Genomic DNA, 11347 nt, shown 5'->3' with positions numbered 1-11347 from the left:
GCGGCGGGGCCTGGGTGGTGGTCTGCTGCGCGGCGATCTTCGGCGGTTCCTGGCCCTGGTCGGCGGTCATACCGACCGCGATGGCCGCGCCGAGCGCCACGGCGGAGACGGCGCTGCCGACGACCTGCCTCGGCAACGCGCTCGCGGCACCGCCCACGCCGCCACCCGCGCCACTTCCGGCGCCCGCGGCGGCTCCGGCCATGGCCAGTCCGGCAGCGGCGGCCTTCGCCGAACCGGCGCCAGCGGCGGCGAGGTACGCGGTGACCGCGCCCCCGAGCACGAGCGGGGCGATGACCAGCCGCAGCGCGCCGTTGACCTCGCCGAGTTCGGCGGCGAGCACGCGGCAGCGGTCGCAGTTGTCGAGGTGCTGCTCGACCTGGGCGGTCTCCCTGCGCGAGAGGCCGTCGCGGGTCCACGCGCCGAGCCGGTCGATCGTGGCGCGGCAGTGCTCCTCGGTCCCGGCGCCGACGTGCACCTGGAGGTAGGCCTGGCGCAGACCCTCGCGCGCTCGGTAGGCGAGCGCGGACACCCCGTTCGGGGTCAGCCCCAGGATGGGTGCGACCTCGGCGGGGGACTGTCCCTCGATCTCGGTATGCCAGAGCACCGCCTGCCACCGCTCGGGGAGCTTGGCAAATGCCTTGGCCGCGAGCGAGCGGTCCAGCCCGGCGACCGCGGTGTCGGTGAAGGGCACCACGACGGCCGCGGCGTCGGCGACCCCGGAGATGTCGTCGGAGAACTCGACCTTCCGGTCCCGGCGGGTCTTGTCGTAGGCGGTGTGCCTGAGCGCGGTGAGCAAGTAAGCGCGGAACGCCGCGTCGGGCCCGCGTCCACCCCTGAGCGTGTCGAGAACCTTGGCGAAAGCCTCTGACACCAAGTCATCAGCTTCGGCCGTCGAGCGCGCGAGCTGCCGCGCGAGGTTGTAAGCGGCCGCGACGTGCCGTTCGTAGAGCTGCCCGTACGCCTCGGTCGAACCGTTGCGGACGTCGATGATCAGCTCGGCGTCACCCCGGCCCGGTGTGTCCCCCTGCACGCTCGCCACACTTGCCCTCTCGTTGGGGCGACCGGTCTGATGACCCCCGGTCGTCCGTTGTGCTCGCTCAGTGTGACGGAGCGGGACCGGAAACGTCACGCCGAACGGCGTCACGAGTTCTCCAGAGCTGCGTCGTAGTTGTCGACAGCGTTCGAGGTCGGAAAGGGACGCCACGGTGGGTACGCGCGAGTTCACGCCACGGGTGGACCGTGAGCGTGACGACGGCGCGATCCGCACGCTCCGTACACGGTGGCGCGAGGCGAGCCTGGCCGCCGGTTGGCCGTTCCCGAGCGACTGGGCGCTGGCCGAGGTCGAGGAGGTCTGCCGGGCGTTCGTGGTGCACGGCGAGACCGCGCCCGCGCTGAACCGCCTCGCGCGGGCCCGCGCGCAGACCGGAGCGGGCCTCGCCGAGAGCTTGCAGGACCTCGCCGCGCTGCACGCCGTGCTCACCACAGCACCCGGCCAGGACGGGGTCCCCACCGCCGTCGACCCGGACGCGCTGCCCGTGGCCATGCTCCGCGACTTCGCGCTGGCCTGGGCCGACATGCTCTCGCACCAGGTCGGCGAGCGCGAGGCCGAGGACGGCCTCACCGGGCTCGCCACCACGGCCTACCTGCGCACCCGGCTGCGCGAGGTCTACCGCGAGGCGCGCTCGCGGGAGGAGCGCTGCGGGGACGAGTTCTGCCTGGTGCTCGTCGCCCCGGACCTCTCCAGGGCGACCGGCTGGTCGCGGCTGGTGGTGATGGTGCTCGTCGCCGAGGTGATCCGCCTGGTCTTCGACTCCGGGGAGACGCTGGCAGCTGTCGGCCCCTCGGTGGCGGCGGTCCTGGTCCGCAGGGACGACCGGCTGCGCAGGCGCATCGCCGCGACCGCGTGGCTGGTCAAGCGGCGCCTCGCCGTGGACCCGGACCTCGACGACACCGGGCCCGTGCGGGTGTGGCAGGAGCGGCTGCCCGCGACCCCGGAGGCGGCCGGTGACCTGATCACCCACCTCGCGCGCACGTGATCCTGCCTGCGTGATGCGGGCTGACCAGTGGCTATCCAGTAATGTCCACGCACCGTGGACTCCCGCACCGGCACCCCCGTCGTCGGCATGGTTGGCGGCGGCCAACTGGCCAGAATGACCCACCAGGCCGCCATCGCCCTCGGCCAGTCACTGCACGTGCTCGCCGTCTCCCCGGACGACCCCGCCGCGCTGGTCGCGCCCTCGGTCACGCTCGGCGAGCACACCGACCTGGACGCGCTGCGCGCCTTCGCCAAGTCCTGCGACGTGCTCACCTTCGACCACGAGCACGTCCCCGGCGAGCACCTGCGCGTGCTGGTCGAGGAGGGCGTGAAGGTGCACCCCGGGCCGGAGGCGCTGCTGCACGCCCAGGACAAGCTCGTGATGCGGACCAGGCTCGCCGAGCTCGGCCTGCCGGTGCCGCCGTTCGCCCCCGTCGCTGAGGTCGCGGACGTGACGCGCTTCGGCGGCGAGCACGGGTGGCCGTGCGTGCTGAAGGCGGTCCGCGGCGGCTACGACGGCAAGGGCGTGTGGATGCTGAACACGCCCAGCAGCGCCGAAAGGGTGATTCCCGAGCTGCTGGCCGCCGGAACGCCGCTCATGGTCGAGCAGTGCGTCCCGATGCGCCGCGAGCTGGCCGCGCTCGTCGCCCGCTCGCCGTTCGGGCAGGGCGGCGCGTGGCCGGTCGTGGAGACGGTGCAGCGCGACGGCATCTGCGTCGAAGTCCTCGCGCCCGCGCCCGAGCTCCCCGAGGAGTCCGCGCACGCCGCGCAGGAGCTGGCGCTGCGCGTGGCCAACGAACTCGGCGTCGTCGGCGTGCTCGCGGTGGAGCTGTTCGAGACCGCTGACGGTGTCGTGGTCAACGAGCTGGCGATGCGCCCGCACAATTCCGGCCACTGGACCATCGAGGGCTCGCGCACCTCGCAGTTCGAGCAGCACGTGCGCGCGGTCCTTGACTACCCGCTCGGCGTCACCGACACCGCCGCTCCGGCCGTGGTGATGGCGAACGTCCTTGGGGCGCCTGAACTTCCGGGCATGACCGTGGACGAGCGGCTGCACCACCTCTACGCCCGGTTCCCCGACGCGCACGTGCACCTCTACGGCAAGGCCGAGCGCCCGGGCCGCAAGGTCGGGCACGTGACCGTGCTCGGCACCGACATGGCGGAGGTCCGGCGCCGGGCCGGTCTCTCCGCGCACTGGCTCTCGCACGCCGAATGGCCGGACGGCTATGACATCCACGGTGCAGACACCCACGGAGGCAGCTAGATGACAGGCACACCGCTCGTCGGCGTGATCATGGGCAGTGACTCGGACTGGCCGGTGATGCAGGCCGCGGCCGAGGCGCTGACCGAGTTCGACGTGCCGCACGAGGTGAGCGTCGTCTCCGCGCACCGCACGCCCCAGCGGATGCTCGACTACGCGGCGAACGCCGCCGACCGGGGCCTGCGCGTGATCATCGCGGGCGCGGGCGGGGCCGCGCACCTGCCGGGCATGGTCGCCTCGGCGACGGTGCTGCCGGTGATCGGCGTGCCCGTTCCGCTGAAGTACCTGGACGGCATGGACTCGCTGCTGTCGATCGTGCAGATGCCCGCGGGCGTTCCGGTCGCCACGGTCTCGGTCGGCGGCGCGCGCAACGCCGGGCTGCTCGCGGTGCGCACGCTCGCGGCGGGCTCCGACGCCCTCGCGGCCGACCTGCGCGTCCGGATGGCGCAGTTCCAGGCGGACCTGGAGCAGCTCGTTCTGGACAAGGATAAGGCGCTGCGCGAGCGGATCGGGCACTAACGCCGGTTGAGGCGGACCGGGACAGCTGCCGGTCCGTAGGTGACGAAGTTCGGCCGGTACGGGATGTCTTTAGGACCGACGGCGAGGTCCAAGTCCGGGAACCGGCCGAATAACCCCGACAGCGCGATCCGGCCTTCAAGGCGCGCGAGTGGCGCTCCGGCGCAGAAGTGCGGGCCGTAGGCGAACGAGAGGTGCGGGCTCGGCTGTCGGGTGATGTCGAACTCGCCCGCCGTGGGGCCGTACTGGTTCGGATCGGTTCCCGCGCCGCCGAAGCACACCAGCAGCGCCTCGCCCTTCGGGATGTCCACGCCGCACACAGTGGTGTCCCGCAAGGAAAAGCGGAACGGGTTCGCTTGGACAGGGGAACTCACCCGCAGGCTCTCTTCGACCACCCTCGGCCACAGCCCGTCCCGCAGCGCGAGCGCGAGCTGGTCGCGGTGGGTGCACAGGCTGATGATCGAGTTCGCCAGCGCGTGCGCGGTCGTCTCGTGCCCGGCCAGCAACGTCTGGCACAGCAGGTCGACCAGCTCGGTCCGGCTGAGCCTGTCCTCGCCCCTGCGCGCGTGCACGAGCGCGCTCGTCAGGTCGTCGCCTGGGTTCTCCCGCTTGCGGTCGACCAGTTCGCCGAGGAACGCGTGCAGGCGGCTTCGCGCAATGTGCACCGCCTCGGGAGTGCTGGTGCGACCGAGCACTGTCGCCGCGCGCTGTCGCAGGAGCGCGTGCTCGGTCTCGGGAATGCCGTACAGCTCGCAGATCACGCGCATCGGCACCTGTTCGGTGAACGCGGGCACCAAGTCGACCGCGTCACCGCCCGCCGCGATGCAGTCCAGCAGTCCTGCGACGATCTCCCTGACGCGCTCCGCCAGCGCGGCGACCATGCGCGGGGAGAACGCGTTGCCGAAGTAGTCGCGCAGTCTGCGGTGGTCGGTGCCGTCCACGTTGTTGATGTGGTTGCCGCGGAGGAGCCTGAGCATCGGCCAGTCCTCGGCGATCGTCCCGTCGTGCAGCGCGGGCCAGTGCTTCTTGTCCTTGCCGAAGACCCTGTTCTCGTTGCCCAGCACCTCTTTGACCGCTTCGTGGCTCAGCACGGCCCACGCCACGACGCTGCCCGGTAGTTCCACCGGCACGACAGGGGCGATCCCGCGCAGCCGCGCCAACGTTTCGGGGACCGACTCTTCGGCGGTGGGGAAAGGGATCGGGTACGGCCTCGGCCTCACGGGGGCCTCCCAGGGGAGCTGGCAGAACGGTAGGGGAGCAGCGTTCTGCCTGCACCGGGCCGGTGCCAGCTCGCGTGCGCGTCCGCGCCGCAACCCGTAACTACCGGGGGACAAAAACGGAAATCACGGCCGAGTGGTGCAGGCTGGACCTATGCGGTTCCACGACTGGATCGTCGAAGACGCGGAGGGCTGGACGGAGCTGAGCAACAGCATCGCTCCGATGGACCACCGCTTTCGCGCGCGCGAAAGCTGGTACGCGGGCCTGACCGCACAGGAGTCCGACACCTACAGCCTCCTGCACTGGGACCAGTGCAGCGAGCGCATGGCTTACCGCACTCCGGCCCACGTGCGCCGCGTCCCGGACGCTGACCACTACTGGATCGTCTTGCCCCAGCTCGGCGTCTATTCGATGTGGCACGACGGCGACCCCACGCGCGTCGTGCCCGGCTTCGTGTCCGTCAACGGCCTCGACGAGCCGTTCCACATGCACGTGCCCGTATCCCAGGCCTACGCGCTGCGCGTGCCGAAGAACGAGATCGACCTGCGCGTGAGGCCGTCCGGGCGGATGCGGATGCTGCTCGACGCGCGCACCGGCATCGGCCGAGTCACCCAGGACATGATCCGCAGCCTGCACGCGGAGCGCGACCAGCTCACCGAGCAGGAGTTCAACGCCGTCTGCGACCGCATCTGCGAACTGCTCTGCATGATGGCCACCGGCGACAACTCCACCCAGCCCAGCCACCTCGCCGAGACCACCGAGGTCGTCCGCCGCTACGTCCGCTCGCACATCGGCGACGCGGACCTGCCCTCCGCCGCGCGCGCCCTCGGCTGGTCACCGCGCCAGGTGCGCTCCATCCTCCAGCGCTCCGGGACCACGTTCCGCGAGCTGCGCCAGGAGGAGGCTTTCCGCGCCGCGCGCGACATGCTCGCCGACCCCGATCGCCGTGCCGTCACCATCGGCGAGATCGCGTTGAGCACCGGCCTGACCCCGACGTGGTTCTCCACCGCTTTCAAGGCGCGCTACGGCGAATCCCCGCGCGACTTCCGCCACCGCCGTCTCTCCGACAGCTAGGTGAGCATTTGCGTGCGCAGATTCGGTGCGACCGCCGCGATGCGTTCGTAGTCAGCGTCCTTGTGCATCAGGACCACGTCATTGCGCAGCGCGACGGAAGCGATGAGGCAGTCGACGGCGGACCGCACCGTGTGGCCGCTTCGCCGAACCGCACGGTAGAGATCAGCGGCTTGGTGGAAGTCGATGGCGGGGTCGACATCGAGCTGCACCAAGGAGTTCATCACGTGCTCGATCTTGGTCAACGCGGCAGGTGCCGCACCGAAGCGGAGTTCCATCACGACGGGTTGGGTGGTCGCGAGAACTTCGGGTTGCTGGACCAGCCTCGTGACAGTGGCTGTGGCCAGCGACTCCTGTCCACGGAACCAGTCGATCCACACGGAGCTGTCGATCAGACAGAGCGCCACTTGCGCTCCGGATCGTCATCGCGCATCGCGTCGAGGTCGCCGTCCCATCCGATGCCCCGCAGCGACAGCAGGTCCTCGGTGGTGACCTTCGTGCCGACGAGTCGACGCAGCGCGAGATCCACAGCCTCTCGTTTGGTGCCGAGCCCGTACCGCCGCATCACCTCCGCGACGAGTTCATCGTCGATGTCGATGTTTGTGCGTGCCATACACCAACTGTACACCTCACGGGTGGTAGGTGTTGAACGCGACGAGGAGTTCTTCCTGGCGCCGCAACGCTTCCGGGGCCTGGTCGGCGCGGCGGGCCGCCACTCCGGCCGCCATCGCCTGCGCGAGCCCGACGAGCGCGGTCACCGAGCGGAGCAGGCCAGCACCTGCGGTGTCGGCGAAGAAGACGGAGTCGGCCATGTCGGCCAACGGCGACGCGGCGGTGTCGGTGAGCGCGATCGTGGTGGCTCCGGCGGACTTCGCCTGGCGCACGGCACGCACGGTGTCCGCGGCGTAGCGGTGCAGCGACACGGCGACGAGCACGTCGGTGGACTCCAAGCGGCGCAACCGGTCCGTGAGGGTGCCGGGGCCGGGGATGACCAGGGAGACGTCGTCGAGGACCAGGTCGAGCAAGTAGGCCAGGAGGTAGGCCACGGAGTGCGACTTGCGCAGCCCCATCACGTGCACCCGGCGTGCTCCGGCCAGGGCCCCGACGGCCCGGCGCCACGCGTCCGGGTCGACCCTGGCCAGGGTGCGGGTGAGGTTCTGCTTGTCCAGCTCGACGGCCTTGCTGAGCAGCTCGTCCGGCGCGTCCGCGAGCGAGCCGAGCCTGCGCACCAGCTGCGCCTGGCCGGAGAGGTGCTCGCGGCAGAGCTTCACCAGCGCGGGGTAGCCGGACAGGCCGCACCGCTGGGCGAAGCGGACCACGGTCGCCTCGTTCACGCCGACGTCGCGGGCCAGCTCGCTGACGGTCTTGAAGGCGATGCCCTCGGGATCGGTCAGCACGCGCTCGGCCAGCGTCCGCTGGGAGGGCGTGAACCCCTCGGACTCGCTCCGCAGCAGCTCGCTCAGCTCGGCGAAGGACGCGGGCGCGTCGCTCACCGGGCTCGCCGCCTCAAGCTGAACATCACCCAGTGCTCCCTCCGGTGAGGTCGTCGACGGCTTCGGCGAGCCGGTTGAGCGCGTCGGCGATCCACGGCAGCGCCACCGGGTCCGCGCTGTGCAGGGCTTCCCACCGCTGCACGTCGTCAGCCCCGTAGAGCAGGCTCGTCGCCATCCGGAAGCGCAGTGCCCTCGGATCATCGCCGAACGCCTCGCCGCAGAGCACACCGACCCGGTACTTCGTCAGCAGCACCTCGGCCAGGTCCATCCCCGAGCGCAGGGCGAACCGCTCTCTGGCTGGCTCGAGGTCAGGGTAGAGGTAGAAACCGCCGCCCGGCGCCCGGCACGAAGCGCCAGCCGCGATCAGCAGCCGGTGCGCCTCGGTGACCACCTTGCGGTGCAGTTCGCGGCCCGCGCGGACGTACTCGCGCACCTCCGTCGGCTCGTCGAGCAGGTAGCCCGCGGCGGTCTGCACGGGCATGGCCGGGTTCGACCACACCTCGCTGGCCACGCCGACCAGACGCTCGCGCAGCTGCGCGCCCTCTCGCGTCGCCGGGATGCGGCAGAAGCCCAGCCGCCAGCCGCCCAGCGCGGTCGCCTTGCTCAGCCCGGTGGTGATGATCGTGCGCTCCGGGAACACCGTCGCCGGGCTCAGCACCGAGTCCGGGTCGTGCGCCAGGTCGCGGTAGATCTCATCGGAGATCACCACCAGCCCGTAGCGCTCAGCGACCGCGCAGACCTGGCGCACCAGCTCGGCGCCCGGCGTGGTGCCGGTCGGGTTGTCCGGCGAGGTCAGCACCAGGACGCCGGGTCGCTGGCCCCGCCACCGCGCCTCCAGCAGCGAGTTCTCCAGCGCTTCCGGGTCAGGCACGCCGCCTGTGTGGCCGGGCACGTCGACCCAGATCACCTCCTTCCCCGCGAGCGCGGCCTGCGCCGCGTAGCTCACCCAGCTCGGGCGCGGCAGCACGATGTCGCCCGGCAGCACGGTGAGCAGCGCGTACAGCAGCGGCTTGCTACCGGGACCCGCGACGATCTGCTCCGGCTCGGTCGGCACACCCCTGCGGCTGAGGAAGCCCGCGGCCGCGGCGCGCACGGCGTCGGTGCCCGCGGTGGGGCCGTAGGAGTTCTCGGTGGCCGCGGCGGAGAGCGCGGCGGCGACCTCGGGGAGTACCGGCAGCCCGGCCTCCCCGAAAGCGAGGTGGACCACGGACTCGCCGGTGGCCTGGATGGCGCGGATGCGTTCGTTCGCTGCGAGCGTCGCCGACTGCGGGAGGCCCGTGCGGGCCGGTGCGCCCTGGTAGCTGAGCATGGGGACGAGGCTACAAGTCGAAATGCAAGAAGCAAGGACTTTGCAAATCTGTTTGCAGGATGTCGTCGCTTCGGAGGACGGGCGGCGGGCGGCTAGCATCCACGGCAGGACCTGCTACTCGGAGGTAACAACGTGGACGCGAGCTTCGGCACCTACCAACTGGCCGAGGAGCACGACGCCCTGCGCGACGCGGTGCGCGCGTTGGCGGAGAAGGAGATCGCCCCGCACGCGGCCGAGGTCGACGAGCAGGAGCGGTTCCCGAGCGAGGCCCGCGACGCGCTGGTCAAGGCCGGTTTCGCCGCGGTGCACGTGCCCGATGCCTACGGCGGCGAGGGTGCCGACTCGGTCGCGACCTGCATCGTCATCGAGGAGGTCGCCCGCGTCTGCGGCTCCTCCTCGCTGATCCCGGCCGTCAACAAGCTCGGCACCATGCCGATCCTGCTCTCCGGCTCCGAGGAGCTGAAGCAGCAGGTCATGCCGTCCATCGCCAGCGGCGAGTCCATGGCCTCCTACGCGCTGTCCGAGCGCGAGGCCGGCTCCGACACCGCGTCCATGCGCACGCGGGCGCGGCTGGAGGGCGACACCTGGGTGCTCAACGGCACCAAGTGCTGGATCACCAACGCGGGCGTCTCCGACTGGTACACCGTCATGGCGGTCACCGACCCCAACGCGGAGAAGAAGTCCAACGGCATCTCCGCGTTCGTGGTGCACAAGGACGACCCCGGCTTCGAGGTCGGCCCCGGGGAGAAGAAGCTCGGCATCAAGGGCTCGCCGACGCGCGAGATCTACTTCTCCGACTGCGCGATCCCGGCCGATCGCATCATCGGCGAGCCCGGCACCGGCCTCAAGACCGCGCTGCGCACGCTCGACCACACCCGCCCCACCATCGGCGCTCAGGCCGTCGGCATCGCGCAGGGCGCGCTCGACGCGGCCATCGCCTACGTCAAGGACCGCAAGCAGTTCGGCAAGGCCATCTCGGAGTTCCAGGGCGTGCAGTTCATGCTCGCCGACATGGCGATGAAGGTCGAGGCCGCCCGGCACATGGTCTACGTCGCCGCCGCCAAGGCCGAGCGCGGTGAGCCCAACCTCGGCTTCATCACCGCCGCCGCCAAGTGCTACGCCTCCGACGTGGCCATGGAGGTCACCACCGACGCCGTCCAGCTCTTCGGCGGCGCCGGCTACACCCGCGACTTCCCGGTCGAGCGGATGATGCGCGACGCCAAGATCACCCAGATCTACGAGGGCACCAACCAGATCCAGCGCGTCGTGATGTCTCGTGCCCTGCTCAGGGGCTAGATCAACGATCTCGTGACCGGCCTGGAGGCTCCTGATTTCCATGATCAGGCCGCCTCCAGGCCGTGATCTTGAGAACCGCCGAACACCCCGTAAGATCACGCGTACTGTCCTAAATGGACACTTAGCGCCGGTTAGGCGCCCTTGCTGGCCGACTTCTCCTGAAGAGACTCGCTGAACTCATCAGCTCTCTGAAGATCGCGGCTGACCCAGAACATCGCTTCGTGGTGGTGATCCTGGTCAACGTCGGCGACGTGCCTGTAGACCTCTGCGCTTTGCCTGTAGTACTCGCACCACACGTGCCGATGCGCACCGGGTGCAGGCCGCAGCCGCCGCACCGCCTCGTGGGCCTGTAGCAGCGTCTTGACCTTCATGGCCGACGCCCATTTCTCTTGTGATGCCACGGTTTCAGCCCCGTCCAGGTCGCTGGTGCAGCGCGTGCCGACCCCTATCGAGGTGATCAGCGAGCTTGGTCGCTTCCCGTGCCACTTCCCGGCAGAACCGCGCCAGGACTTGAGAGCCGCCAGGGAACGGCGGCACCTGAAGCCTGAGATTCACCGGGTCGAGGTAGAGCGCCAGCGTCGGGCAGTGGTCGCCGACCATGAGCATTGCCGCTGACGCTTGCTTCCCAGGCGTTGCAACCATGTTGAGCGTCATCGATGGGCTCCTCTGCCGCCGCCCGGCGACGCGTCCAATGCCGCCTGTCCCTCAGCTATGGCTTCGGCCAGGCGCGGCAAGGCGTCGCGGTCGACGACCAGGACGGCCGGGAAGGCGTTGCCGAGGCGGAACTCCACGCGGCCCGCGAACACCATCGGCTCGACGCGAACCGGCAGATTCGCGGTCATGTGCAAGCGCACCAGGTCAGCCATGCCCTCATGCCGCCTTGGGAGCGGACTTCACGACGACCGGTTTCATGCTGGCCGCCCGGAGGCTGTACCCGAGCTTGGCGCGGCACCGATGACGCTCACCGCCGTGAGCCGAACGGCACGCCTTGTCATCGATCCACGGCGTCACCGTCAAGCCCTCGAAGACAACCGGGCGCACGTCGGTGCCGGGAATGGCCTCCGGCGGCACCGGCTGATGCGGGGCGGAGATCTTCACCGTCACCGCTGCATCCGTCTTGCGCTCCGCCGCCTAGGCGCTGTCCTGTA

General features: G+C 70.5%; 15 protein-coding genes. 5 read left to right on the top strand and 10 right to left on the bottom strand.

Annotated features, from left to right (window positions below):
* On the bottom strand, positions 1–1039 hold a 1039-nt coding region (locus tag CCN37_RS34300; RefSeq protein WP_143261946.1), incomplete at its 3' end, for a sigma-70 family RNA polymerase sigma factor.
* 193 nt (positions 1040–1232) lie between these two features.
* On the opposite strand from CCN37_RS34300, the gene CCN37_RS34295 reads away from it, so the two are divergent.
* Genes CCN37_RS34295 through purE form a run of 3 tightly spaced genes read left to right on the top strand, consistent with a single transcriptional unit; the run spans position 1233 to position 3815 of the window.
* Positions 1233–2036, top strand: coding sequence for a GGDEF domain-containing protein (locus CCN37_RS34295; protein WP_246843484.1), 804 nt, complete (start codon positions 1233–1235; stop codon positions 2034–2036).
* A 54-nt stretch (positions 2037–2090) separates the two neighbouring features.
* Entirely contained in the window at positions 2091–3299 is a 1209-nt protein-coding gene (locus tag CCN37_RS34290; protein WP_086829029.1) for a 5-(carboxyamino)imidazole ribonucleotide synthase, read from the top strand.
* Positions 3300–3815 carry a 5-(carboxyamino)imidazole ribonucleotide mutase gene (purE, locus tag CCN37_RS34285; RefSeq protein ID WP_086829027.1) on the top strand — a complete coding sequence of 172 codons (516 nt, stop codon included), beginning with the start codon at positions 3300–3302 and terminating at the stop codon, positions 3813–3815. It begins immediately after the preceding gene.
* Here purE and CCN37_RS34280 read toward each other — a convergent pair.
* A complete protein-coding gene (locus tag CCN37_RS34280; RefSeq protein ID WP_086829025.1) occupies positions 3812–5032 on the bottom strand; it encodes a cytochrome P450 in 1221 nt (406 codons plus the stop codon). The genes purE and CCN37_RS34280 overlap by 4 nt on opposite strands.
* 151 nt (positions 5033–5183) lie before the next feature.
* Between CCN37_RS34280 and CCN37_RS34275 the strand changes: the two genes are divergently transcribed.
* Positions 5184–6104, top strand: coding sequence for an AraC family transcriptional regulator (locus CCN37_RS34275; protein ID WP_086829022.1), 921 nt, complete (start codon positions 5184–5186; stop codon positions 6102–6104).
* Here the strand turns inward: CCN37_RS34275 and CCN37_RS34270 are convergent.
* Genes CCN37_RS34270 through CCN37_RS34255 form a run of 4 tightly spaced genes read right to left on the bottom strand, consistent with a single transcriptional unit; the run spans position 6101 to position 8903 of the window.
* Positions 6101–6508 carry a PIN domain nuclease gene (locus CCN37_RS34270; RefSeq protein ID WP_086829020.1) on the bottom strand — a complete coding sequence of 136 codons (408 nt, stop codon included), beginning with the start codon at positions 6506–6508 and terminating at the stop codon, positions 6101–6103. The genes CCN37_RS34275 and CCN37_RS34270 overlap by 4 nt on opposite strands.
* Complete coding sequence (locus CCN37_RS34265) at positions 6493–6714, bottom strand: type II toxin-antitoxin system VapB family antitoxin (RefSeq protein WP_086829019.1); 222 nt, start codon at positions 6712–6714, stop codon at positions 6493–6495. The genes CCN37_RS34270 and CCN37_RS34265 overlap by 16 nt, the downstream gene beginning before the upstream one ends.
* 16 nt (positions 6715–6730) lie before the next feature.
* Positions 6731–7594, bottom strand: a complete 864-nt coding sequence (locus CCN37_RS34260) for a MurR/RpiR family transcriptional regulator (protein ID WP_246843483.1) — start codon at positions 7592–7594, stop codon at positions 6731–6733.
* A gap of 25 nt (positions 7595–7619) precedes the next feature.
* The gene (locus tag CCN37_RS34255) at positions 7620–8903 is read right to left on the bottom strand and encodes a pyridoxal phosphate-dependent aminotransferase (protein WP_086829017.1); all 1284 of its coding nucleotides are present in this window, start codon (positions 8901–8903) and stop codon (positions 7620–7622) included.
* 132 nt (positions 8904–9035) lie between these two features.
* Here CCN37_RS34255 and CCN37_RS34250 point away from each other — a divergent pair, with 132 nt between their 5' ends.
* On the top strand, positions 9036–10199 hold the full coding sequence (locus CCN37_RS34250) for an acyl-CoA dehydrogenase (RefSeq protein WP_086829015.1): 1164 nt from the start codon (positions 9036–9038) through the stop codon (positions 10197–10199).
* Positions 10200–10330: 131 nt separating this feature from the next.
* Here the strand turns inward: CCN37_RS34250 and CCN37_RS34245 are convergent, their stop codons facing one another.
* From CCN37_RS34245 to CCN37_RS41155, 4 genes are read right to left on the bottom strand one after another with little or no spacing between them, the layout of a single operon-like run.
* Positions 10331–10570, bottom strand: a complete 240-nt coding sequence (locus CCN37_RS34245) for an AMED_5909 family protein (protein WP_086829013.1) — start codon at positions 10568–10570, stop codon at positions 10331–10333.
* A 34-nt stretch (positions 10571–10604) separates the two neighbouring features.
* Positions 10605–10853: a hypothetical protein gene (locus CCN37_RS39380; RefSeq protein WP_143261945.1), complete on the bottom strand. Its 249-nt coding sequence runs from the start codon at positions 10851–10853 to the stop codon at positions 10605–10607.
* The gene (locus tag CCN37_RS34240) at positions 10850–11065 is read right to left on the bottom strand and encodes a hypothetical protein (protein ID WP_086829011.1); all 216 of its coding nucleotides are present in this window, start codon (positions 11063–11065) and stop codon (positions 10850–10852) included. The genes CCN37_RS39380 and CCN37_RS34240 overlap by 4 nt, the downstream gene beginning before the upstream one ends.
* A gap of 4 nt (positions 11066–11069) precedes the next feature.
* The gene (locus CCN37_RS41155) at positions 11070–11303 is read right to left on the bottom strand and encodes a hypothetical protein (RefSeq protein WP_210408329.1); all 234 of its coding nucleotides are present in this window, start codon (positions 11301–11303) and stop codon (positions 11070–11072) included.
* Positions 11304–11347: the final 44 nt, after the last annotated feature.

The sequence above is a fragment of the Allokutzneria sp. NRRL B-24872 genome (assembly GCF_002155965.1).
Taxonomy (GTDB): domain Bacteria; phylum Actinomycetota; class Actinomycetes; order Mycobacteriales; family Pseudonocardiaceae; genus Allokutzneria.
The sequence above is the reverse complement of the archived record's forward strand: the minus strand, read 5'-3'. Positions and strand labels throughout refer to the sequence as shown.

What these genes read in the sequence shown, in the direction of transcription:
- purE (WP_086829027.1), top strand. Translation starts at nt 3,300, where the DNA reads ATGACAGGCACACCGCTCGTCGGCGTGATCATGGGCAGTGACTCGGAC.
- CCN37_RS34275 (WP_086829022.1), top strand. Translation starts at nt 5,184, where the DNA reads ATGCGGTTCCACGACTGGATCGTCGAAGACGCGGAGGGCTGGACGGAG.
- CCN37_RS34265 (WP_086829019.1), bottom strand. Translation starts at nt 6,714, where the DNA reads ATGGCACGCACAAACATCGACATCGACGATGAACTCGTCGCGGAGGTG.
- CCN37_RS34255 (WP_086829017.1), bottom strand. Translation starts at nt 8,903, where the DNA reads ATGCTCAGCTACCAGGGCGCACCGGCCCGCACGGGCCTCCCGCAGTCG.
- CCN37_RS34245 (WP_086829013.1), bottom strand. Translation starts at nt 10,570, where the DNA reads ATGAAGGTCAAGACGCTGCTACAGGCCCACGAGGCGGTGCGGCGGCTG.
- CCN37_RS39380 (WP_143261945.1), bottom strand. Translation starts at nt 10,853, where the DNA reads ATGACGCTCAACATGGTTGCAACGCCTGGGAAGCAAGCGTCAGCGGCA.
- CCN37_RS34240 (WP_086829011.1), bottom strand. Translation starts at nt 11,065, where the DNA reads ATGGCTGACCTGGTGCGCTTGCACATGACCGCGAATCTGCCGGTTCGC.